The 22,540-nt window shown below is 42.7% G+C and carries 18 protein-coding genes and 11 tRNA genes; 26 read left to right on the top strand and 3 right to left on the bottom strand.

Going from position 1 to position 22,540, the window contains the following annotated elements; genetic code table 11:
- Positions 1 to 157 precede the first annotated feature (157 nt).
- From FM038_RS15345 to FM038_RS15295, 11 genes are all read left to right on the top strand, one after another.
- Positions 158 to 233 (top strand) — tRNA-Glu (locus FM038_RS15345).
- A 102-nt stretch (positions 234 to 335) separates the two neighbouring features.
- Positions 336 to 411, top strand: a tRNA-Glu gene (locus FM038_RS15340).
- 252 nt (positions 412 to 663) lie between these two features.
- Positions 664 to 739 (top strand) — tRNA-Glu (locus tag FM038_RS15335).
- 150 nt (positions 740 to 889) lie between these two features.
- A tRNA-Glu gene (locus tag FM038_RS15330) sits at positions 890 to 965 on the top strand.
- A 152-nt stretch (positions 966 to 1,117) separates the two neighbouring features.
- Positions 1,118 to 1,193 (top strand) — tRNA-Glu (locus FM038_RS15325).
- 252 nt (positions 1,194 to 1,445) lie between these two features.
- A tRNA-Glu gene (locus FM038_RS15320) sits at positions 1,446 to 1,521 on the top strand.
- A gap of 150 nt (positions 1,522 to 1,671) precedes the next feature.
- Positions 1,672 to 1,747, top strand: a tRNA-Glu gene (locus FM038_RS15315).
- 150 nt (positions 1,748 to 1,897) lie between these two features.
- Positions 1,898 to 1,973: transfer RNA gene (locus tag FM038_RS15310), tRNA-Glu, on the top strand.
- A gap of 152 nt (positions 1,974 to 2,125) precedes the next feature.
- Positions 2,126 to 2,201: transfer RNA gene (locus FM038_RS15305), tRNA-Glu, on the top strand.
- Positions 2,202 to 2,303: 102 nt separating this feature from the next.
- Positions 2,304 to 2,379, top strand: a tRNA-Glu gene (locus tag FM038_RS15300).
- A gap of 38 nt (positions 2,380 to 2,417) precedes the next feature.
- Positions 2,418 to 2,493: transfer RNA gene (locus FM038_RS15295), tRNA-Ala, on the top strand.
- A 560-nt stretch (positions 2,494 to 3,053) separates the two neighbouring features.
- On the opposite strand, the gene FM038_RS15290 is transcribed toward FM038_RS15295, so the two are convergent.
- On the bottom strand, positions 3,054 to 4,883 hold the full coding sequence (locus tag FM038_RS15290; RefSeq protein WP_142874229.1) for an ABC transporter ATP-binding protein: 1,830 nt from the start codon (positions 4,881 to 4,883) through the stop codon (positions 3,054 to 3,056).
- Positions 4,884 to 5,049: 166 nt separating this feature from the next.
- On the opposite strand from FM038_RS15290, the gene FM038_RS15285 reads away from it, so the two are divergent.
- The 8 genes from FM038_RS15285 (at position 5,050) to FM038_RS15250 (ending at position 14,047) form a co-directional block, all read left to right on the top strand.
- Positions 5,050 to 6,585: an AlkA N-terminal domain-containing protein gene (locus FM038_RS15285; RefSeq protein ID WP_142874228.1), complete on the top strand. Its 1,536-nt coding sequence runs from the start codon at positions 5,050 to 5,052 to the stop codon at positions 6,583 to 6,585.
- Entirely contained in the window at positions 6,582 to 7,139 is a 558-nt protein-coding gene (locus FM038_RS15280) for a methylated-DNA--[protein]-cysteine S-methyltransferase (protein ID WP_223292871.1), read from the top strand. Before FM038_RS15285 ends, FM038_RS15280 begins: the two co-directional genes overlap by 4 nt.
- A gap of 153 nt (positions 7,140 to 7,292) precedes the next feature.
- Positions 7,293 to 8,588 carry a DEAD/DEAH box helicase gene (locus tag FM038_RS15275; RefSeq protein WP_142874227.1) on the top strand — a complete coding sequence of 432 codons (1,296 nt, stop codon included), beginning with the start codon at positions 7,293 to 7,295 and terminating at the stop codon, positions 8,586 to 8,588.
- A 107-nt stretch (positions 8,589 to 8,695) separates the two neighbouring features.
- Positions 8,696 to 9,166 (top strand): phosphatase domain-containing protein, encoded by a 471-nt coding sequence (locus FM038_RS15270; RefSeq protein WP_142874226.1) that lies wholly within the window; start codon positions 8,696 to 8,698, stop codon positions 9,164 to 9,166.
- A 302-nt stretch (positions 9,167 to 9,468) separates the two neighbouring features.
- Positions 9,469 to 10,992 carry a phospholipase D family protein gene (locus FM038_RS15265; protein WP_142874225.1) on the top strand — a complete coding sequence of 508 codons (1,524 nt, stop codon included), beginning with the start codon at positions 9,469 to 9,471 and terminating at the stop codon, positions 10,990 to 10,992.
- Between the two features lie 108 nt (positions 10,993 to 11,100).
- A complete protein-coding gene (locus tag FM038_RS15260; protein WP_142874224.1) occupies positions 11,101 to 11,997 on the top strand; it encodes a chemotaxis protein CheV in 897 nt (298 codons plus the stop codon).
- Positions 11,998 to 12,191: 194 nt separating this feature from the next.
- Positions 12,192 to 13,421 carry a serine/threonine transporter SstT gene (gene sstT, locus FM038_RS15255; RefSeq protein WP_142874223.1) on the top strand — a complete coding sequence of 410 codons (1,230 nt, stop codon included), beginning with the start codon at positions 12,192 to 12,194 and terminating at the stop codon, positions 13,419 to 13,421.
- Between the two features lie 224 nt (positions 13,422 to 13,645).
- The gene (locus tag FM038_RS15250; RefSeq protein ID WP_142874222.1) at positions 13,646 to 14,047 is read left to right on the top strand and encodes a hypothetical protein; all 402 of its coding nucleotides are present in this window, start codon (positions 13,646 to 13,648) and stop codon (positions 14,045 to 14,047) included.
- Positions 14,048 to 14,109: 62 nt separating this feature from the next.
- Here the strand turns inward: FM038_RS15250 and FM038_RS15245 are convergent, their stop codons facing one another.
- Both FM038_RS15245 and FM038_RS15240 read right to left on the bottom strand, forming a co-directional pair.
- Positions 14,110 to 14,775 (bottom strand): pseudouridine synthase, encoded by a 666-nt coding sequence (locus FM038_RS15245; RefSeq protein WP_142874221.1) that lies wholly within the window; start codon positions 14,773 to 14,775, stop codon positions 14,110 to 14,112.
- Between the two features lie 93 nt (positions 14,776 to 14,868).
- Positions 14,869 to 15,462 (bottom strand): acyl carrier protein phosphodiesterase, encoded by a 594-nt coding sequence (locus FM038_RS15240; RefSeq protein ID WP_142874793.1) that lies wholly within the window; start codon positions 15,460 to 15,462, stop codon positions 14,869 to 14,871.
- 159 nt (positions 15,463 to 15,621) lie between these two features.
- Between FM038_RS15240 and FM038_RS15235 the strand changes: the two genes are divergently transcribed.
- The 7 genes from FM038_RS15235 (at position 15,622) to FM038_RS15205 (ending at position 22,429) form a co-directional block, all read left to right on the top strand.
- On the top strand, positions 15,622 to 15,783 hold the full coding sequence (locus FM038_RS15235) for a hypothetical protein (protein ID WP_185965872.1): 162 nt from the start codon (positions 15,622 to 15,624) through the stop codon (positions 15,781 to 15,783).
- 64 nt (positions 15,784 to 15,847) lie between these two features.
- Complete coding sequence (queA, locus tag FM038_RS15230) at positions 15,848 to 16,885, top strand: tRNA preQ1(34) S-adenosylmethionine ribosyltransferase-isomerase QueA (protein ID WP_142874220.1); 1,038 nt, start codon at positions 15,848 to 15,850, stop codon at positions 16,883 to 16,885.
- A 215-nt stretch (positions 16,886 to 17,100) separates the two neighbouring features.
- Positions 17,101 to 18,225 carry a tRNA guanosine(34) transglycosylase Tgt gene (gene tgt / locus FM038_RS15225; protein WP_142874219.1) on the top strand — a complete coding sequence of 375 codons (1,125 nt, stop codon included), beginning with the start codon at positions 17,101 to 17,103 and terminating at the stop codon, positions 18,223 to 18,225.
- 32 nt (positions 18,226 to 18,257) lie between these two features.
- Positions 18,258 to 18,584 carry a preprotein translocase subunit YajC gene (gene yajC / locus FM038_RS15220; RefSeq protein WP_142874218.1) on the top strand — a complete coding sequence of 109 codons (327 nt, stop codon included), beginning with the start codon at positions 18,258 to 18,260 and terminating at the stop codon, positions 18,582 to 18,584.
- 18 nt (positions 18,585 to 18,602) lie between these two features.
- Entirely contained in the window at positions 18,603 to 20,453 is a 1,851-nt protein-coding gene (secD, locus tag FM038_RS15215) for a protein translocase subunit SecD (RefSeq protein WP_142874217.1), read from the top strand.
- 12 nt (positions 20,454 to 20,465) lie between these two features.
- Complete coding sequence (secF, locus tag FM038_RS15210) at positions 20,466 to 21,413, top strand: protein translocase subunit SecF (RefSeq protein WP_142874216.1); 948 nt, start codon at positions 20,466 to 20,468, stop codon at positions 21,411 to 21,413.
- Between the two features lie 698 nt (positions 21,414 to 22,111).
- The gene (locus FM038_RS15205; protein WP_142874215.1) at positions 22,112 to 22,429 is read left to right on the top strand and encodes a putative signal transducing protein; all 318 of its coding nucleotides are present in this window, start codon (positions 22,112 to 22,114) and stop codon (positions 22,427 to 22,429) included.
- Positions 22,430 to 22,540: the final 111 nt, after the last annotated feature.

The raw sequence follows: 22,540 nt of genomic DNA, 5'->3' as shown, positions 1-22,540 counted from the left end.
TGTCCGGGTCCCCATCGTCTAGAGGGAGCAAGACTAGGACACCGCGCAGTGTTTTCTTATAGAGAGTACGGCGGTAACAGAGGTTCGAATCCATAGCCTTCGGGTTTGAACTTATAGACGACTCTTTATTTGTAGAGTTTAAAGAATAAATGTCCGGGTCCCCATCGTCTAGAGGCCTAGGACACCGCCCTTTCACGGCGGTAACAGGGGTTCGAATCCCCTTGGGGATACCACTATTTATAATAATTAGACTTTGGTCTGGTTATTTAAGCGTTAAGTACTAGCCTACAGAACTTAATGAGTATTCACTCTTTGCAGAGTCTAATGCAGTCCGGGTCCCCATCGTCTAGAGGCCTAGGACACCGCCCTTTCACGGCGGTAACAGGGGTTCGAATCCCCTTGGGGATACCACTATTTAAAATAATTAGATTTCGGTCTGGTTATTCAAGCGTTAAGTACTAGCCTACAGAACTTAATGAGTATTCACTCTTTGCAGAGTCTAATGCAGTCCGGGTCCCCATCGTCTAGAGGGAACAAGACTAGGACACCGCACAGTGTTTTCTAATAGAGAGTACGGCGGTAACAGGGGTTCGAATCCATAGCCTTCGGATTTGAACTTATAGACAACTCTTTATTTGTAGAGTTTAAAGAATGAATGTCCGGGTCCCCATCGTCTAGAGGCCTAGGACACCGCCCTTTCACGGCGGTAACAGGGGTTCGAATCCCCTTGGGGATACCAAAATTCTTTTTTAACTGATGTTTATTCGGTTGAATGCGAAAGACTCACTTTTTGAAAGGAAAGGAGTCGCAATGTAACGTTAATGCTCACGCCTTTGAACATTAACCTATAAGCTCTTTCGTTTACTAGAGTCTAAACAAGTACGTCCGGGTCCCCATCGTCTAGAGGCCTAGGACACCGCCCTTTCACGGCGGTAACAGGGGTTCGAATCCCCTTGGGGATACCAAATTTATTTTTAACTGATGTTTATTCGGTTAAATGTGAAAGATTCACTCTTTATTAGAAGAATGAATCGCAATGTAAAGCTTAACTCTCACGCCTTTGAGACTAAGCCTATAAGCTCTTTATTTTTATAGAGTCTAAAAAATAAATGTCCGGGTCCCCATCGTCTAGAGGCCTAGGACACCGCCCTTTCACGGCGGTAACAGGGGTTCGAATCCCCTTGGGGATACCACTATTTAAAATAATTAGATTTCGGTCTGGTTATTCAAGCGTTAAGTACTAGCCTACAGAACTTAATGAGTATTCACTCTTTGCAGAGTCTAATGCAGTCCGGGTCCCCATCGTCTAGAGGGAACAAGACTAGGACACCGCACAGTGTTTTCTAATAGAGAGTACGGCGGTAACAGGGGTTCGAATCCATAGCCTTCGGATTTGAACTTATAGACAACTCTTTATTTGTAGAGTTTAAAGAATGAATGTCCGGGTCCCCATCGTCTAGAGGCCTAGGACACCGCCCTTTCACGGCGGTAACAGGGGTTCGAATCCCCTTGGGGATACCAAAATTCTTTTTTAACTGATGTTTATTCGGTTGAATGCGAAAGACTCACTTTTTGAAAGGAAAGGAGTCGCAATGTAACGTTAATGCTCACGCCTTTGAACATTAACCTATAAGCTCTTTCGTTTACTAGAGTCTAAACAAGTACGTCCGGGTCCCCATCGTCTAGAGGCCTAGGACACCGCCCTTTCACGGCGGTAACAGGGGTTCGAATCCCCTTGGGGATACCAAAATTCTTTTTTAACTGATGTTTATTCGGTTGAATGCGAAAGACTCACTTTTTGAAAGGAAAGGAGTCGCAATGTAACGTTAATGCTCACGCCTTTGAACATTAACCTATAAGCTCTTTCGTTTACTAGAGTCTAAACAAGTACGTCCGGGTCCCCATCGTCTAGAGGCCTAGGACACCGCCCTTTCACGGCGGTAACAGGGGTTCGAATCCCCTTGGGGATACCAAATTTATTTTTAACTGATGTTTATTCGGTTAAATGTGAAAGATTCATTCTTTATTAGAAGAATGAATCGCAATGTAAAGCTTAACTCTCACGCCTTTGAGACTAAGCCTATAAGCTCTTTATTTTTATAGAGTCTAAAAAATAAATGTCCGGGTCCCCATCGTCTAGAGGCCTAGGACACCGCCCTTTCACGGCGGTAACAGGGGTTCGAATCCCCTTGGGGATACCACTATTTAAAATAATTAGATTTCGGTCTGGTTATTCAAGCGTTAAGTACTAGCCTACAGAACTTAATGAGTATTCACTCTTTGCAGAGTCTAATGCAGTCCGGGTCCCCATCGTCTAGAGGCCTAGGACACCGCCCTTTCACGGCGGTAACAGGGGTTCGAATCCCCTTGGGGATACCACTATTTCAAATTTCATGCTTATTTCCAGTGCATGAAATGGGGCCTTAGCTCAGCTGGGAGAGCGCAACACTGGCAGTGTTGAGGTCAGCGGTTCGATCCCGCTAGGCTCCACCATCTTTATCGTTCTTGTTATTCAAAAGAACAAACATCTAAACCACCTAATAGGTGGTTTTTTTGTGTCTGTTTTAAATGACTTGTTACTTCAGCTGTTAGTTGGAGATAACTTTATTCATTGCTGTATCTAGCTCATGTTGTGTGTTGATTCCTATGGGTATTACCTGCAAGTTTTTACCTACCAGTTTATTGCTTTTTCTGAGTAATAATACCAATTCCATTAAATGTATGACCTATTCAGAGCTTTCTCATGGCTTTAAATTCAAGACGCATTGTTGAAGAAATGGCTATTCCCTTTTGAGACAATGCAACGAAGAAGTGGAAGTCATGAGAAGCTCACGTAGTGCGGGTTTAAAAACACTTTTTGCTGCGTAAGTGGCTCTCGGTATAGAATAACTATTAGCTTCAATCCCCTTACTTGCCTACAGCGTTTTTAATTCCCGCTGAATGATCACTTATTTAATGGAACTGGTATAATCCTAGTTTTTGAATTGTCCTTATTTCCTTTAGACATAAAAAAGCCATCTCAATGATGGCTTTCATTAGCGTGACAATTACGATTAATCTATTCCGAGGAAGCCGCCGGTTTGATGTGCCCAAAGTTGCGCATATATGCCTCCACTGTTTATTAACTCCTGATGAGTGCCTTGTTCGACAACGTTACCTTCATCTAAAACGATTAATCTATCCATCGCTGCGATGGTTGAGAGTCTGTGTGCGATAGCGATAACAGTTTTACCTTGCATGAGATGATACAAGCTCTCTTGAATAGCAGCTTCAACTTCAGAGTCGAGCGCCGATGTTGCTTCATCGAGTAGTAAAATTGGCGCATTCTTAAGCAGAACCCTAGCTATTGCAATGCGCTGCCTTTGTCCGCCAGAGAGTTTTACTCCACGTTCACCCACTTGGGCATCAAGTCCCATATTGCCATTTGAGTCTGATAAGGTCTGAATAAAGTCATAGGCCTGCGCACTCTTAATCGCCTTTATTAGTTCATCTTCGGTGGCATTAGGATGGCCATAAAGAATATTTTCTCGGATAGAGCGGTGTAACAAAGAAGTATCTTGAGTCACCATGCCGATATTGGCCCGCAATGAGTCTTGTTGAACCTGGCTAATGTTTTGTTTATCTATCTCAATAGCACCCTGTTCTACGTCATAAAAGCGTATGAGCAAGTTCACTAATGTTGATTTACCTGCACCAGAGCGTCCTACAAGTCCTACTTTTTCACCAGGCTTAATATTTAGGTTGAGTTTATCTATTACGCCCTTTTTTTCGCCGTAATGGAAACTGACATTATTAAAGTCAATAGCACCATAGGGAACTTCAATGGGTTTTGCATCTTGAATGTCTTGGATCTCAGTAGGCTTAGCTAACGTATTCATGCCATCTGTAACAGTGCCTATATTTTCAAACAGAGAGCTTATCTCCCACATAATCCACTGAGACATACCGTTTAGCCTTAGCGCTAGGCTAATGGCAATAGCAATGGCGCCAACAGTAATTGCACTATTGGTCCAAAGCCAGATAGATACTGCTGCAATAGTGAATGCAAGCAAGTAGTTGATGATTTGGACACTCACATTGATGCTTGTTACGAGTCGCATCTGTTTATACACAGTATGCAGGAAGGTTTTCATACTACCTTGCGCATAATCTGCTTCTTGCTGAGTATGAGAAAACAGCTTTACTGTGGTGATATTCGTGTAACTATCAACAATTCTCCCTGTCATATTAGAGCGAGCATCAGCCTGCTCTGTCGATATTTTCTTTAGTTTTGGTAGAAACTTTAGTTGCAGAGCAGTATATAGTCCAAGCCAGATCAACATAGGTAGCATTAAGCGAAGATCAGCATTAGCAATCATGATTATCATCGAAGTGAAATAAACCAATATATAGACTAAGACATCTAACAGTTTTGTGACGGTTTCACGTACTGCAAGTGAGGTTTGCATCACTTTCGTAGCAATGCGGCCCGCGAAGTCATTCTGGTAAAAGGAGACACTCTGTTTAAGCAAATATCGATGAGCTAACCACCTTATCGACATGGGGTAATTACCCAGTAGGCCTTGATAAACAATGAGCGCATGCAATAAGACCAAGGATGGGATCACTATTAATACCAGAACTGTCATCCCAATGAGTTTTTTACCTTCTTTTTCGAATAAGGTGTCGGGGTCATGGGCCACCAACAAGTCCACAAGTTGCCCCATAAACCCGAATAAGGACACTTCCAACACAGCTAAAATTGCGGTGATAATAGACATGATAATCAACGGGCGTTCAAAGCCTTTGGTGTAATGGCGGCAAAACGCATAGATACCCGTTGGCGGTTGTTCGGGATCTGCTGAGGGGAGGGGATCAACCCAGTTCTCGAATCGTTTAAACATCGGTTACTCAATTATGGTGGTTGGATTATATCTCCAACTAGCATATCTCAATTTGTTAACCTTGAGTTAACTTTACCTATTTACATTGAGTTCCGTTTTCCGCTAGTTCACTTGAGCATAATTCAGTAGAGTAGTGATATTAAATCTGATTATTTGACTGCGAAATATGCCAAATCTTATGCCTAAGTTATCTTCTGAATCTTGTAGAAAGGCGAGACTTTCTCGAGATCCTCGCTTTGACGGAAAATTTTTTATCGGAGTATTAACAACGGGTATTTTTTGTCGACCAATTTGTCCAGCAGTTGCACCTAAAGAGAAAAATGTCCGTTATTTCGACTCTGCGGTGAGTGCTTCTATTGCAGGGTTAAGGCCTTGTCTACGGTGTCGGCCTGATAGTGCACCGCAATCGAGTGCCTGGAAAGGGACGCAAACAACCATAGAGCGAGCACTGTCTTTGATTGAGTCCGGCATATTGTCCGGTAGTGATGCTATCGGTATCGAGGCTCTTGTAGATAAATTAGGGATCACCAGCCGTTACTTAAGAAAACTGTTTACTGACAACTTTGGTACCTCTCCTAAAAAATATGCGCAGTTTCGCGACTTGATGTTTGCTAAACAGTTACTGCACCAAACACACTTAAGTATCACCCAAGTAGCCTTTGCATCAGGGTTTAACAGTGTTCGAAGGTTTAACGAATCCTTTAAAGAAACACTGAAACTAACGCCATCAGATTTACGTAAACAGTCTAAGTCCTCAGTAAGTCAATGTGGGGCACCGGCCCTGGAGGGCATCGCTTTATCTCTATTTCTTGCCTATAGACCCCCTTTCAACTGGGCCAAGCAGATGGCATTTTATAAAGTGCGTATGGTTGAAAGTATGGAGTGGAGTAAGGGTGAAGAAACCTATAGCAGGAGCTTTCAAATTTACCAGTCTAAGGGGTATTTTGAAGCCACTCATCATAAGGATAGAAATGGCTTTAAGGTAAATATTCACTTATCGTCTAGTGATGATCTAGCCTCACTTAAAGATATCATTAATCAGATCCGTAGCGTGTTAGATCTTGATGCTGATATGGTTCAAATCGAAGCTGTGGTTTCATCGGTTTCATCGGTTTCATTTGTAAAAGATAGCATTATCACAGGTCTTAGGTTACCGGGAACATGGTCAGTATTTGAAGCCGGTTGCCGAGCCGTACTCGGGCAACAAGTCAGTATTATTCAAGCGACTCAATTATTAAATAAACTTGTGAATGCTTATGGCGAAACAATTAATGTCTCTGGCAAGTGCATCACCTTGTTCCCTACGCCCCAAGTGATAGCCAACGCGTCACTTGATGAGCTTAAAATGCCTGGTGCTAGAAAAGCGGCATTAACGGCGTTAGGGCAGTATGTTAGCGAAAACCCAGATGGAAACACAGAGGATTGGTTATCTATTAAAGGGATCGGACCTTGGACTGTGGCTTATGCCAAGATGAGAGGCTTAAGTGATCCCAATATCTTGTTATGCTCTGATCTTGTAGTGAAAAAGCGTGTGCTTAAACTTTATGAAAACCAAACACTGGAAGTGGAGCCTAAGATCAATAGAGAAAATACACAAGTTGCTTTGCTCGATGTCGATTACCAAGTATTGACACAGCAATTGGCCAAACAGGTTTCCCCATGGGGAAGCTATCTCACATTTCAATTATGGAATTTAGAATGAGTTTATTATCGAATGGATCTGTTTTCGTCGAAGTGAGCGATGACTCACTGATCACAGCTAAGACTATGGCCTCTAAAACCTTCGCCACGTCGGTGGGAGAGATATTTATACAAGCTAATCAATTCGGTTTATCGCACCTGACCTTATCAGACTCTCGACAGGCTGTGAGTGAGAATACTGAGTTTAATAGACAAGCACATGATCATCTAGTCGCTGCTGAGCTGCAACTAGAGGAATACTTTTGTGGCCAAAGGCAATATTTTTCTTTGGTGCTTGCGCCTAAAGGCACACAGTTTCAAAAAGACGTTTGGCAGGCGCTCTTGGCTTTAGATTATGGCTGTACATGCAGTTATGCCGATCTTGCTAATACGATTAACAGACCAAAGGCGGTGAGAGCTGTGGGTGCTGCAAATGGTGCAAACTCTATCGCGATTATCATTCCATGCCACCGAGTGATAGGAAAAAATGGTAGCTTAACGGGCTACGCCTACGGACTAGAAATGAAAAAGTCTTTACTCTCTTTAGAGGGGGTTAATGGTTTTTCCTTATCATAAGCGCCTCGACTTAGACTATGGGTGTTGCCGGTTAGCGCCTGCTCACAGGCTGACACCGTAAAGGTTAAATTAAACAGCTTTAATTGATGATCTAGCGTAGAATATGAACCATATTTAATACTAGACTCTTTTCTAACGGATCTTTTCAATTTTATGACCCAAGTAGACTCCTCACAAACTAAGCCTGACACGACATTCGAACAACTTGGGTTAATCCCTGAACTGCTAAAACGTTTAACCTTACTCGAGTATCTCAACCCAACCTTAGTCCAAGGCAAGGCTATTCCGGCGGTCTTAACGGGTAGAGATCTATTGGCTGGAGCGATCACAGGCTCAGGTAAGACGGCGGCTTTTGCCTTACCTATGCTGCAAAAACTGGCGAAGAGCAGTGCTAAAGTTTCTAAAGGAAACCAGGTTAACGCGCTTGTTTTAGTACCAACCCGAGAACTTGCTCAGCAGGTTGCAGAGAGCTTTAAGAGCTACGGACAATTACTTAGACCTAGATTAAAAATAGAGGCGGTATTTGGCGGAGTGTCTGCGAACACTCAAATGTTAGCTATGAGAGGCGGCGCGGATGTTCTGGTTGCGACTCCAGGTCGATTGCTAGACCTTATATCGAGTAATGCCATTAAGCTCGATGATGTGAAAACATTAGTGCTTGATGAAGCGGATCGTATGTTAAGCCTAGGGTTCACTGAAGAATTGAATCAAGTACTTGCTTTACTACCTAAACATAAACAAACCTTGTTGTTTTCGGCGACATTTCCAGAAGAAGTCAAAACCCTAACCGACAGTTTATTATCTACACCTGTTGAGGTTCAGATCCAGACTGAGGAAACATCGACCATTAAACAGCAGGTCTATACGGTTAATCGAACTCGAAAGACTGCGCTACTAGCACATCTCATTAAAGAAAATGACTGGCGACAAGTCTTAGTGTTTGCCAGCGCTAAAAATACCTGTAACCGACTCGAGCAGAAGTTGGCAAAGGCAGGGGTTGTTGCACAAATATTTCACAGTGATAAGTCACAAGGTGCGAGAACGAAAGTGCTGGAAGCGTTTAAAAATGGTGAGACCCATGTACTCATCGCTACCGATATCGCTGCTCGTGGTATTGACATAGAAAAGCTCCCCGTGGTGATTAACTATGAGCTTCCTCGAAGTCCAACAGACTATATGCATCGTATTGGACGCAGTGGTCGTGCTGGTGAGGCTGGATTGGCATTGTCATTGATTTCTCATCATGAATACCAGCATTTCAATCTCATCGAGAAGAAGAATAAATTAAGGCTTGAGCGAGAACAAGTGACTGGATTCGAGGCTGATGCCGAAGCGCCATTAGATTGCCCATCAAGAGAAATTAAGCCGATGGCTGCACCAGAGGGGATGGGAAAGAAAAAGCGTAAGAAAGTGCCTAAAGCCAATACTGAGTTGTGGGCGAAAAAATAGCTAGTTTGCGGCTATTGAGTAATATGTTTGACGGTACAGCTGACCGTGTTGAGTTAACACAGTTAGCGAGCCGATATATTCCAATATTAATGAAGTAGGTAAAGGTTATGCAGCATCTGTTTTGGTTAGTTGAAGACAAAATTGCTGGACGCAGTGGGCCTAACAAGGAAGCTTGGGATCTTAAAGAGATAAAAAGTGCGGGGATCGGCGCAGTACTTTCTGTTAATGGCGGGGAAGAGTGTGATCCTCAAGCGTTCATCGATGCAGGCCTAAGTTATGCCTGTATACCATTTTCAAATAATATCCCACCAAAGGAAGACGATTTAGCACTGTGTGTAGAGCAGTTGCCTAAAGCATTAGCTTTTATCAGAGAGTGTGAAGATAAAAATATTCCAGTGATGATCCATTGTCGCTCAGGCAAAGACAGAACTGGGTTGATTATGGCCTACTATTTGATGGAAAATGGTGCAGCACCACTTCACGCGGTCAGTCAAGTTAGAGCTGTCAGAGACATTGCTTTTAGTGCCGAAGGCTGGGATCAGTTTGCATTTGATGTGCTTTATGCATTACAAGATTAACCTATAATACCATTCCGAGTAAGTATCTGATCATTCAGCGGGAGTTCAAAGCACTGTAGGCAAGGCGAATGTTTGAAGCTAATAGTTATTCTATATCGAGAACATTCAACGTAGCATAAAGGGCTTTGAAACCCGCACTGCGTGAGGCTCTCAGTGTTTCCACTTCTGTGTTACATTGACTTAAAAGGGAATAACCATTTCCTCATCAATGTGTCTTGAATTGAAAAAACTGAGAGTCTCTGAACTGACCAGATACTTATATGGAATGGTATAAGTAGGCGAGTAAAGCAACAGGAGCTAGGATGGCGAAAGATACACTGTATGCGAGACTGATTTCAGTTCTATTTTTGTTCTTGTCTGCGTGTAGCAACATTCCAGATCAAGCCGATAAACAAACAAGTTATCGGCTTACTCCGAAAGCCGACTCTCCTCTGGCCAATCATGTCGCCCCATTAATTAGTGAGCACCCTGAACAAACGGGAGTTATTCCACTGATTAATGGTTTGGATGCCTTCATTGCCAGACTGGCGCTAATCAAATCTGCTAATACGAGTATCGATCTCCAATATTATATTTATCGCAATGATGATGCGGGTAAGTTGCTTATTTGGCATGTGTTGGATGCGGCGGAGCGGGGAGTTAGGGTCCGAGTCTTACTCGACGACCTCACCAGTAAAAACTTAGATCAGGGCTTGCTAAACCTAGCAAGTCATCCGAACATTGAAGTTCGCTTATTTAATCCATCTTATTCCCGAAGTTATAGAGGATTAGAGTTCATTACTGGTTTTTCCAGAATGAACCGTCGCATGCACAATAAATCGCTTACTATTGATAATTCAGCGACCATTGTTGGCGGAAGAAATATTGGTAATGAATACTTTTCAAATAATGAAGAGGTTGATTTTGGCGATTTTGACTTAATGGCTATTGGTGATGCGGTGGATAAGGTCTCCACGCAATTCGATCGATATTGGAATGCTTTTGTTAGCTACCCAATAGAATCCTTAGCATCTGGGATCAGTGTTGAAGCAGATCTTGAAAATCTAGGTTCCTTATTAGAACTTGAACGTGAAGCCTTTGAGTCAAATCAATATGTGGGTCGTTTAAAATTAAGTCAGCTGTTACAAAAAATTAAGGATGATTCCCTCGTCTGGCATTGGGGGAAGAGTGAGGTTGTCTACGATCCTCCTGAGAAGGCTCAGAATCAGTTAGCGCAAAAATGGTTATTGTCAGATCTGTCCAGATTCCTGTCTAGCGCTCAAAAAGAGGTGCTAATCATTTCCCCCTATTTTGTGCCAACGAGTGAGGGAACAAAGAGTTTAGTTCGCTCAGCGAAAGCTGGTTTGGATATTACTATCATCACCAATAGCTTAGCAGCTACTGATGTGCTTGCTGTTCATGCTGGCTATCAGGGATATCGGCAGCCTTTATTAGAGGCTGGTATCAAGATATATGAAGTAAAAGCCGATCCCCTTCATAAGCCTTCCTCTTGGTCAGGGAGCTCTCGCTCCAGTTTACATGCGAAAACGTTTGTTTTAGATAGAAAGTCAATTTTTGTCGGTTCATTTAACTTCGATCCAAGATCTGCCCATATCAATACCGAAATGGGGATCATGTTTCATAACGCAAACTTCGCTAATGCAGTTGTTGATGGTGTAGAAAGTGGACTCGCTGATTCGACCTATAAGTTAGCCATTGAAGAGGGTGAGCTCATTTGGTTAGATGAAGAGAACAATGTGGTCATCTATGCTGAACCCGGTGCAGGGTTTTGGCGAAAATTCATGGCCGACTTTATTGCATTATTTCCTTTTGAATCTCAGTTATAGCAACTATCTCTTACAGATTTAATTAGTGCGACTTTGATTGATGTCATCTCATTTGCACTGTGATAGATTAAACTTAATCAATCATTTTTATCTCAATTCGGTACGCTAATGAAGAGTAAGGCTAGCCAATCACAAGGCTTATTGCTTTTTCGTATATCTCAAACGCAACTGTTTGCATTGGGTACACTTAAAATCCGTGAGTTAGTGCCATTTTCGCCTTTAAGCGCGATCCCTCACTCTCACCCGACAATAATGGGGACAGCAACAATTAGAGGCAACACGATCCCCATTATCGATATGGCTGCTGCTGTTGGCTATACCCCCATAGCGCAAGAAGAGCTTTCTAAGAGTTATATTATCATTACTGATTGCCAGCGAATGGTTATTGGTTTTTTGGTACGTGCTATCGATAAAATTATAGAGTGCAACTGGCGCGATATTGAATCTCCACCTAATAACTTAGGCCGAAATGCCTATTTAACAGGTGTGACCTATTTTGATGATAAACTTGTGCAATTACTCGATGTTGAGTTACTGCTCTCTAAAGTATTTCCACCCAGCCCAGAAACCACACGGGCAATTTTGACAGATGTTCAGCGTGAGAAATTAAAACCACTCAATATTTTGTTAGTCGATGATTCGAAAGTAGCACGTAAACAGCTATCAGATGCGCTAGATAGTATCAACATACCTTATCAGGTGACCTCAGATGGCCGTGATGCGCTTTCTATTATGGAGCAGGCAGCAAATGATGGAATGGCAATTGATCTGCTTGTGAGTGATATTGAGATGCCTGGCCTTGATGGATATGAATTAGCTTTTGAGGTGAAAAATACACCGATATTAGCTCAAGCCTATATTATTTTGCATACCTCTCTATCCAGTGAGATTAGTGTTAGTCAAGCTCATCAAGTGGGTGCCGATGAAGCGCTCACAAAGTTCGATGCCCATGAGTTAATTAGTGCAATGCTACGAGGAGCAGAACAACACAATGCTAATGTTTAGCATTCTGTTACCATAATGCTGCTACAGGGTAATATAATCAGCTGTTTAGTCTGTATTACTAGACATGTGAAGGCGGTTTAGATACAACTTCCTGTGAAGGAAGTGTGATCGGATGAACTTAAGATTAACGAAAGTGATTTAGATACAGTCTGATTGGAACTAATCAATAAAATATAATAATGACAGGCCAAACAATGAACGAAAACCGATCTCTGTTAGCGCGAATTGCTAACGGCAGCCTAGTGCTGCAAATTTTATTTGGAATTATTGCGGGTATCTTACTGGCAACCTTTTCGGAAAGTGCTGCACAAAGCGTCTCCTTCTTAGGTGGGCTCTTTGTTGGTGCTTTAAAAGCTATAGCACCCATTTTAGTGTTTATCTTAGTGGCGGCTTCGATTGCTAATCAAAAGAAAAATGCTAAAACAAATATGAAACCGATTGTGATTTTATATTTATTCGGTACATTTGCAGCCGCACTGACTGCAGTACTAATGAGTTTCGCATTCCCAACGACGCTAGTGCTAGCGACTGGTGCTGAAGGGGCTACTCCACCAGAAGGGATTGGCGAGGTGATTCATACCTTGCTGTTTAAGTTAGTCGATAATCCAGTTAATGCACTCATGACCGGAAACTATATTAGTATTCTTGCATGGGGTGTGGGCTTAGGCTTAGCACTTCATCATGCCAGTGATACTACCAAACAAGTATTTTCTGATGTGAGCCACGGTATCTCCCAGATGGTACGCTTTATCATTCGTTTAGCGCCTATCGGTATTTTCGGCCTTGTTGCGGCAACATTTGCAGAGACTGGTTTTTCAGCAATTGCAGGTTATGCTCAGCTTTTGGCTGTTTTATTAGGTGCGATGGCGATTATTGCCTTAGTGGTCAATCCTCTTATTGTATTTATCAAGATCAGACGTAATCCATACCCGCTAGTGTTGACCTGTTTACGTGAAAGTGGTGTGACGGCTTTCTTTACTCGATCGAGTGCAGCGAACATTCCAGTAAACATGGCTTTGTGTGAGAAGCTTAAGCTTCATGAAGATACTTATTCTGTGTCTATTCCGTTAGGTGCCACCATTAATATGGGCGGCGCGGCTATCACTATTACAGTCTTAACACTTGCTGCGGTTCATACCATGGGCATTCAAGTTGATATGTTGACTGCTATTTTGCTCAGCGTTGTCGCTGCAGTCTCTGCCTGTGGTGCTTCAGGTGTGGCTGGCGGTTCACTACTGCTTATCCCATTGGCTTGTAGTTTATTTGGGATCTCAAATGACGTGGCTATGCAGGTTGTTGCGGTAGGCTTTATCATAGGTGTTATCCAAGACTCGGCAGAGACTGGCTTGAACAGTTCAACGGATGTTATTTTTACCGCCGCAGCGTGTGAAGCGGCTGAAAATAAGGCGTCTATAAATAGCTAACATTTAAGTACAAGTCTAATTGAATGCGCCTAGACCATAAATCTAGGCGCTTTTTTATGCATGTAAAGTGACTTATGTCGCATTTTTATTGTACATATGCGATACACTTTTATACAGTTACTAAGCTACACTGAATTTAAGCAGGTTAAGGTATTAAGAATCTCGACTTAGCTTTAAATCGATACAAATCGTTAACATAACAAGTTTCAATGGAGTTAATTGAAATGAATTCAATGGTTGAAGCCATAAAGTACCCAGATCGCCCAGAAGAAAGCAGAGAATTACTCAAGGTGATTAAAATGTCAGTAGTAGATAAGCGCAAACGCTTAGGTTGGCAAGATAAAGAACTCGATATCCGGGAAGTCATAGGTCGATGGATTGATGATCGTGATGGTACGTCAAATAAGCTCACTTTGTTTAGACAGGAAGATCAAATATACTTGGAGATCTGGTCGAATGATGGCTGCCATAGCTTAGATAGGATGATGAGTACTGAAACCAATGAAGGATTAAAGCTCGAAGATAAAGGCGGAAATATCTTCGGTGAGTACTTCCTATTATCTGATGAGCATACGCTGCAAATTTGTAACTCAAGCGAGTGCTTCTATACCGTCAAAGCTGCTTAGTTGGCTATAGCCACCTAGATAGAAAGAGCATCAGCGTGACTGACCATGCTGATGCGAGACCTCTATAAACCGTTATGAAAAGGGTGAAAACTCTTGAAGGTCATCTCTTTATTTGAAAACGGATGGCTGATTGTTAGTGACATTGCATGTAACCTCAGTCTGTTTGATGCCGCTATGATCTCTTTATCGCCATAAAAATCATCTCCCAAGATGGTATGACCTAACGCTAACATATGCAGTCTGAGTTGGTGTGTCCTACCTGTAACGGGCTTTAGCTCTACCAAAGTACTGGCTTTCCTTCGCTCTATTACCTTGAAATACGTTTTCGATGGTTTGCCGTCAGTGGCTATCTCTTGTAACGGCGGTCGAGCCTTATCTGCTTTCATAGCGAGCTCTATCAAGCCTTCATCTTGCTCCATAAGCCCCTGAACTTCAGCGATATAGACCTTTTTACTCATTCTATTCTGGAATTGGGTTTTGATATTCGATTCAGCTTTTTTATTGAGAGCAAATACCATTATCCCCGATGTTGCACAATCGAGGCGGTGTACAAGTATGGCTTCCGGGTAGCTTTGAAGTAATCGATTGAGGGCGCAATCATAAGTGTTTGCCGCACGTCCAGGGTTAGATAGCAGGCCAGAAGGCTTATTGATAACTATGATATCTCTGTCTTGATAACGGATATCTAGCCAAGGAATTGAGGGGGGCGTATATGTAAAAATTTGCATGCATTCTCCTATTGCGGCGAATTCTAGCAAAAACAGTAGAGGTTGAAAATTATTAAACGATTACTTTTGTATACATTTACTCGAAGACATCAATTATAAATACTCAGCGGGTGTTTGTCGGCTCCAGATCCGGCTATAAGCCATCAGTTGAGGATAATAGGTTCTAAACGCAATCTCTATTTCAATGTCTAGTTTTTCAACTGCTTGCATAGCGCCATTAAATATCTCTGGTTTAGAAATACGTTGAGCAACTGAATTAATGGTTTTCTTTAGGTTTTTTTGGTTTTTATAAGCGACAAGCCAGTTTTCTTTGCGAATGATAGGGGCCAGTTGCTGAAGTTTTTCTGGTAATTGTTCGCAAGTATCTATGGCATCGTAAGCCTTGACGGCAAACTCTTGCAGGCTGAGATTGTGGTATTCATCCCAGTATTTGGCCAACATATGGTCGAACGCCAAATCGATAATGATAGGGGCTGCTCTCGTTAACGCTTTGGGAAACTTTTCAACGAGCTCTTTAGTGAGTTCATGGCTGTCTGTGAGCTGGTCAATCTGTCTGTGTAACCAGATCCCTTGCTGTAGGTGTTTAGGAAAGTTACTAATATTTCCTTTGGCGAAATCACCAGCAATATTTGCAGCAAGACTTGTTTTACTATTATCAGCTAGATGTAGGTGAGCAAGAAAGTTCATTAGGTAATTGTTAATTTTCATGGTGAAAACTCTAGTTTCACGGTATCATGGCCTTCGATGCTAAGAAAGTCTTTCATTCACTTTAATCTTGATTTGACTGATTTCTTAAGGATGTGCATCATTTTATAATCTCATCAATTATCGGTTTAAGGGTCAAGGATGATGTGGAACTGGTTTTCAAAAGTGTTTACTAAAAAAGAACAAACTCAGCGAAAGCGTGTGCAAATCGATATCCCCTACGAGCAACATAGTTATCGAAAGGAAGATTTTGACGTCACTGAAGAGTCAAGAGTCCAAGAAGATGGTAAAATCGGTAACTGATTGTTGATCTTATTTCTCTGTGCCAATAGACTAGCGCCGGATTTATGCTAAGCAGAGACTAACCATGCGTGTCACCGATTTTTCTTTTGAACTTCCAAATGAGCTTATCGCTCGTTATCCTACCGCCGATCGTACATCATCAAGGCTACTTGCATTAGATGGTAATAGTGGTGCGATCACAGACAAGCAGTTCACAGATATCCTAGATATGGTCAATCCTGGTGATCTTATGGTGTTTAATAACACCCGAGTGATCCCTGCGCGCTTGTTTGGTAAAAAGCAAACAGGCGGTAAGCTTGAACTACTTGTTGAGCGTATGCTCGATGATAAGAGTATTTTAGCCCATGTAAGGTGCTCTAAATCTCCAAAAGTCGATACGATTATCTGTTTAGATGGTGGCTATCAGATGATCATGGTTCAGCGTCATGATGCACTGTTTGAGTTGAAACTTCTGTCAGAGAAAACAATTCTTGAAGTGTTAGAAGAAGTGGGGCATATGCCATTGCCACCCTATATAGACCGTCCCGACGAAGATGCGGATAAAGAGCGTTATCAAACGGTTTATAATCAAACACCAGGCGCAGTTGCGGCGCCTACTGCGGGTCTGCATTTCGACGATGACATTCTCCAAGCGCTTGTCGCCAAAGGTGTCGATACTGCCTTTGTGACACTTCATGTTGGTGCTGGGACCTTTCAGCCGGTAAAAGTCGACAACATCCTCGAGCATAAAATGCACTCTGAGTGGGCAGAGGTCTCTCAAGAAGTCGTCGATAAGGTGGTCCAGACTAAAGCAAAAGGCAACCGTGTTATTGCCGTAGGTACTACATCAGTACGTTCACTTGAGAGCGCTGCCAAAGCAAGTATTGATCAACTTGTCCCTTTTTGTAGTGATACCGATATCTTTATTTATCCTGGCTATGAATTTAAAATAGTCGATGCGATGGTGACTAATTTCCATCTTCCAGAGTCGACGCTGATCATGTTGCTAAGTGCATTCGCTGGCTTCGATGAGGTAAAAAACGCCTATCAGCACGCGATCGCTCAAAAATACCGCTTCTTTAGCTATGGTGATGCCATGTTTGTGACTAAAAAAGCGAACTAATAACTAAAATTGTTTTAAAATACCCACCCACACGTTGAGGTGGGTATTTTTTTAGCTTTATATTTTGATCTTATTTTTAAGGTTAGGGTTGATACTAAACAGTTTGCCCTTATCTCTAATATTAATATTTGCTTTGCGCTTCTAACGATAACGTTGTGAAAGAGCAAGGCTTGATAAAATGATTAAGTCAGACTGTTTATCTGGCGAGGTGAAACATGAAATTTGAATTAGATACAACTGATGGTCGTGCACGTCGTGGACGTTTAGTTTTTGAGCGTGGCACGGTTGAGACACCAGCATTCATGCCAGTCGGTACCTATGGCACTGTAAAAGGTATGACCCCTGAAGAGGTGCGCGAAACAGGCGCTGAGATTCTTCTGGGCAACACCTTTCATTTATGGCTGCGTCCTGGTGAAGCGATCATGCGTAAGCATGGCGATCTTCACGACTTCATGAACTGGCACGGTCCTATCTTAACCGACTCAGGCGGGTTCCAAGTGTTTAGTCTAGGTGATATCCGTAAGATCACTGAAGAGGGTGTACATTTTCGTTCACCTATCAATGGTGAGAAAATCTTCCTAGACCCTGAGAAATCAATGCAGATCCAGAACTCTCTGGGCAGTGATGTTGTCATGATTTTCGATGAATGCACACCCTATCCGGCGACTGAAGATGAAGCGCGTAAGTCGATGCAGATGTCTCTGCGTTGGGCGCAGCGTTCACGTGATGAGTTTGACAAATTAGAAAATCCTAACTCCCTGTTTGGCATCATCCAAGGCGGCGTCTATGAAGACCTGCGTGATGAAAGCGTAAAGGGGTTAGTTAATATTGGTTTTGACGGCTATGCCGTTGGTGGGTTAGCTGTAGGTGAGCCGAAAGAGGATATGCACCGTATTTTGGAGCATGTATGCCCTCAAATCCCTACAGATAAGCCTAGATACTTGATGGGGGTCGGTAAGCCAGAAGATCTTGTAGAAGGTGTACGTCGCGGTGTTGATATGTTTGATTGTGTCATGCCAACACGTAATGCTCGAAACGGTCATCTGTTTACCAGTGAAGGTGTTATCAAGATACGCAATGCGCGCCATCGTGATGACACGGCAACACTCGATACTAAATGTGATTGTTATACCTGTAAGAACTACTCACGGGCATATCTTTACCATCTAGATCGTTGCAACGAAATTTTAGGTGCTCGTTTAAACACCATTCACAACCTGAGATATTACCAAAAGTTGATGGAAGGTTTGCGCGGTGCAATCGAGACAGGTACATTAGACGCCTTCGTTGAGGAGTTCTATACCAGTCAAGGTCGTGAAGTTCCTAAATTGTCCGATTAATTTTTAACTACTGCTAATAAGAAGAGATAACTATGTTCATTTCAAATGCGTACGCTGCAGATGCCCCAGCCACTGGTGGCACCATGGAGTTAATTTTCATGCTGGTTATATTCGGCCTGATCTTCTACTTTATGATTTTCCGCCCGCAGTCAAAGCGTGTCAAAGAGCACAAAAACTTAATGGGTTCATTGAGTAAAGGTGATGAAGTACTCACCAGCGGTGGTATTTTAGGTAAGATTGCTAAGATCAGCGAAGAGAATGATTATGTGTTGCTGACTATCAATGAAACATCTGAAATTACGATTAAAAAGGACTACATTGCGGCTGTATTGCCAAAAGGCTCTATTAAGTCACTTTAAAGCCAAGAGGGCGATGGTGTGTTAAATAAATACCCAATGTGGAAGAACTTCATGGTGGCTATAGTCATTATGGTCGGTTCTTTCTATGCAATTCCGAATCTCTTCGGTGAAGATTACGCGGTCCAAGTCGTTGCTACTCGTGGAGTAGAAGTGACGGTGGCAACTCAGTCAATGGTCAATGATGCGCTTGCTAGTAAGAATATTACTGTCAAACGTTCTGAACTTGAGAATGGTCAGCTTTTAGTCCGTGTAAATGATGGTGATCAGCAACTCGTTGCTAAAGATATCATCGCCGAAGTTTTAGGGGACAAATACACCGTCGCCTTAAATTTAGCTGCGGCGACACCTGAGTGGCTAGAATCCATGGGCGGCAGTCCGATGAAACTCGGTCTCGATCTACGTGGTGGTGTGCATTTCTTAATGGAAGTTAAGATGGGCGAAGCTGTTCGTAAGATGACAGAGTCTAAAATGGCCGACTTTAGAACTGACCTTCGTGGTGAGCGGATCCGTTATGCGGGCATTCGTGACAGTGCTAAAGGCATCGAGATAAAATTTCGTGATGCTGAAAACTTAGCGAAAGCCGAACGTTTTCTTAAGAGTCGTGGTAATGACATGATCTTCTCTGATGTTTCATCGGGTGAAAATTATTTCTTAATCGCTAATTTAAGCGAAAACTACCTTAAGCAGGTAAAAGAGGAAGCACTTCAGCAAAACATCACCACGATTCGTAATCGAGTGAATGAGCTGGGTGTTGCCGAGCCTGTCGTACAACGTCAAGGTGCTGAGCGAATTATCGTTCAATTGCCTGGTGTTCAAGATACAGCTCGCGCTAAGAAGATTCTAGGTGCGACGGCTTCTATTGAATTTCGTATGGTTGATGAGAAAGCCGACGCTGCTGCTATTGCTAGTGGCCGTATTTCTGCTAACTCTCAGATTTACGATCGTCGTCAAGGCGGAAAGGTTGCTCTTTATAAAGAAGTCATGCTGTCAGGTACCCATATTCAAGGTGCACAGCCTAGCTTTGATGAGTATAGCCGACCGCAAGTGAGCATCAACCTGGATTCTAAAGGTGGTTCAATCTTCTCAAATGTGACAAAGGACAACATTGGTAATCCAATGGCGACCTTGTTTATTGAGTACAAAGATAACGGTGAAAAGAACCCTGATGGCAGCGTTAAGCTTGAAAAGATAGAAGAAGTTATTTCAGTCGCAACCATCCAGGCGCGCCTTGGACGTAACTTTGTTATCACAGGGCTTGATCATGCAGAAGCACAAAACCTGGCGCTATTATTACGTGCTGGTGCTTTGATTGCTCCGGTAGTTATCGTTGAAGAACGTACTATTGGTCCAAGCTTAGGCGCAGAGAACATCCAAAATGGTGTGCAAGCCATGATCTGGGGTATGGCTGTTGTCCTTATGTTCATGTTGGTTTACTACCGTGGATTTGGCTTGATTGCTAACCTAGCATTAACTGCAAACCTTGTTATGGTCGTTGGTGTCATGTCTATGATCCCTGGCGCAGTACTTACGCTACCTGGTATTGCAGGTATGGTACTGACTGTTGGTATGGCTGTTGATGGAAACGTATTGATTTATGAGCGTATCCGTGAAGAGTTAAGAAATGGTCGAAGTGTTCAGCAGGCGATCCATGAAGGCTATGGAAATGCGTTTTCTACCATTGCTGATGCAAACATCACCACCTTTATGACAGCACTTATCTTGTTCGCCGTAGGTACTGGTGCAGTGAAAGGTTTCGCTGTTACCTTGATGATAGGTATTGCGACCTCTATGTTCACCTCTATCGTGGGAACCCGCTCAATAGTTAACGCTGTTTGGGGTGGTAAGCGCGTTAAGAAACTGTCTATTTAAGGAAAGTTGATTATGTTTCAGATTTTATCGATAAAGGGCACGATCAACTTTCTGCGTCATGCAGTACCAGTCAGTATCCTGTCTTTGGTCTTAGTGATAGCCTCTTTGACGTCGCTTGCGACTAAAGGCATAAACTGGGGACTCGATTTTACTGGTGGTACCGTTGTTGAACTTGAATTTTCATCTCGAGCTGATTTGGAGGCGCTTCGCGCCGAGCTAACCAGTGAAGAGACTCAAGGTGTCGTGATACAGAACTTTGGTTCGAGTCGCGATGTGATCACCCGTCTTCCTGTTAAGGAAGGCGTGAAGAGCGACACTCAAGTCGAACATGTGATGGAAGCGGCGATTAAACTTGATCCGCAAGTTATCCAAAAGCGTGTTGAGATGGTTGGACCTCAGATAGGTAAAGAATTAGCAGAGCAGGGTGGCCTGGCAGTATTGGTTGCACTTATTTGTATTCTTATTTATGTGTCGTTCCGCTTCGAGTGGCGATTAGCAGTCGGTTCTGTTGCTGCATTGGCGCACGATGTGATTATTACCTTAGGTGTCTTCTCATTGTTCCAGTTAGATTTCGATCTGACGGTACTTGCGGGCGTATTGACCGTTGTCGGTTACTCACTTAACGATACCATCGTAGTGTTTGATCGGATTCGTGAAAACTTCCTTAAGATCCGTAAAGGTGAGCCTGAAGAGATTGTTAACAAGTCTATCACTCAGACAATGAGCCGAACTGTTATTACAACGGGCACAACGTTAGTGGTGGTTATTGCCTTGTTCCTTAAGGGTGGAACCATGATCCATGGATTTGCTACGGCACTTCTAATGGGCATCTTCGTTGGTACTTTCTCTTCTATCTATGTTGCAAGCTTCTTAGCGATTAAGCTTGGGATCAATCGCGAGCACATGATGCCCGTCGAGATAGAAAAAGAAGGCGCAGACCAAGACGCACTGTCGCACTAAGTTTCTAAACGCTATTAAATGGCCAAGCATCAAGTTTATGATGGTTGGCTATTTGAGATAGAAAAAGAAGGCGCAGACCAAGACGCACTGTCGCATTAAGATTTTTTAAAATCTCAGTATGTTTAAAAAAACCACCTTCGGGTGGTTTTTTATTGTCATTAAAAAATAGAAAAGCAACATGTGTGCGCTCGATATACCAATTCCATTAAACATATGATCAATTCAGAGCTTTCTCAGGGCTTTAAATTCAAGGCGCATTGTTGACGAAATGGTTATTCCCTTTCGAGGCAATGCAACGCAGAAGTAGAAGCCCTGAGAAGCTCACGAAGTGCGGCTGTTTTTAAAGCATGGGAAAAACACTTTAAGCTGCGAAAGTGGCTTTCGATATACGACTGCATGGATGCAGAAGGTAGGGCGAAGCAGGATGCCAGAGCCGAGAATAACTATTAGCTTCAATCCCCTTATCTTGCCTACAGCGTTTTTAACTCCCGCTGAATGGTCACTTATTTAATGGAAATGGTATTAAATTAATACATCTCCAAGCTGTAACAACTGAATTATCTAGCTTGGCCATATTTACCCTCGACAGGCTTGCTCATTTAGCAGTAGGATGTTGGCACTCATATACTTGTTAACGAAATATGAGATGAGTATTAACCTTAAAATTTGCCAGAAGAGCAATAGATGTAGGGAATAACATGGAAGATCGTAGCCGTATCGTTGCAGGTGGTAATTTACTTCAGGCTCATACTTGGAAAGGCCTGTTAGAAACCAGTGGTATCGAAGTTGAGTTAAGAGGCGAAGCCTTATTAGGTGGGATTGGTGAGCTGCCAGTCGACCTTCAAAATGTTGAATTGTGGGTTTGTGAGTCAAAATATGAACAGGCTAAACAGATGCTTGAATCATTGAATGTAGAGAGTCCACAATGGCAGTGTGTTAAGTGTCATGAAATGAATGAATCCAGTTTTGAGCTATGCTGGCAATGCAGTGCAGAACGGTGTGATCATTATAACTAAAGCACTGTAGTGGATTAGCACCTTCACACTTGAACTGGAAACAATAGAGTATACTCAGAGAGGTTTAATCGCCGCTGGCTATGCGTCTAAAATGATCATCATTTTCTATTA

Source organism: Shewanella eurypsychrophilus, from assembly GCF_007004545.3.
Lineage (GTDB): Bacteria > Pseudomonadota > Gammaproteobacteria > Enterobacterales > Shewanellaceae > Shewanella > Shewanella eurypsychrophilus.
This window is presented reverse-complemented; position numbering and strand designations above follow the sequence as displayed.

Coding starts and splice junctions, on each gene's coding strand:
- FM038_RS15290 (WP_142874229.1), bottom strand. CDS start 4,883: ATGTTTAAACGATTCGAGAACTGGGTTGATCCCCTCCCCTCAGCAGAT.
- FM038_RS15285 (WP_142874228.1), top strand. CDS start 5,050: ATGCCAAATCTTATGCCTAAGTTATCTTCTGAATCTTGTAGAAAGGCG.
- FM038_RS15280 (WP_223292871.1), top strand. CDS start 6,582: ATGAGTTTATTATCGAATGGATCTGTTTTCGTCGAAGTGAGCGATGAC.
- FM038_RS15275 (WP_142874227.1), top strand. CDS start 7,293: ATGACCCAAGTAGACTCCTCACAAACTAAGCCTGACACGACATTCGAA.
- FM038_RS15270 (WP_142874226.1), top strand. CDS start 8,696: ATGCAGCATCTGTTTTGGTTAGTTGAAGACAAAATTGCTGGACGCAGT.
- FM038_RS15265 (WP_142874225.1), top strand. CDS start 9,469: ATGGCGAAAGATACACTGTATGCGAGACTGATTTCAGTTCTATTTTTG.
- FM038_RS15260 (WP_142874224.1), top strand. CDS start 11,101: ATGAAGAGTAAGGCTAGCCAATCACAAGGCTTATTGCTTTTTCGTATA.
- sstT (WP_142874223.1), top strand. CDS start 12,192: ATGAACGAAAACCGATCTCTGTTAGCGCGAATTGCTAACGGCAGCCTA.
- FM038_RS15250 (WP_142874222.1), top strand. CDS start 13,646: ATGAATTCAATGGTTGAAGCCATAAAGTACCCAGATCGCCCAGAAGAA.
- FM038_RS15245 (WP_142874221.1), bottom strand. CDS start 14,775: ATGCAAATTTTTACATATACGCCCCCCTCAATTCCTTGGCTAGATATC.
- FM038_RS15240 (WP_142874793.1), bottom strand. CDS start 15,462: ATGAACTTTCTTGCTCACCTACATCTAGCTGATAATAGTAAAACAAGT.
- FM038_RS15235 (WP_185965872.1), top strand. CDS start 15,622: ATGATGTGGAACTGGTTTTCAAAAGTGTTTACTAAAAAAGAACAAACT.
- queA (WP_142874220.1), top strand. CDS start 15,848: ATGCGTGTCACCGATTTTTCTTTTGAACTTCCAAATGAGCTTATCGCT.
- tgt (WP_142874219.1), top strand. CDS start 17,101: ATGAAATTTGAATTAGATACAACTGATGGTCGTGCACGTCGTGGACGT.
- yajC (WP_142874218.1), top strand. CDS start 18,258: ATGTTCATTTCAAATGCGTACGCTGCAGATGCCCCAGCCACTGGTGGC.
- secF (WP_142874216.1), top strand. CDS start 20,466: ATGTTTCAGATTTTATCGATAAAGGGCACGATCAACTTTCTGCGTCAT.
- FM038_RS15205 (WP_142874215.1), top strand. CDS start 22,112: ATGGAAGATCGTAGCCGTATCGTTGCAGGTGGTAATTTACTTCAGGCT.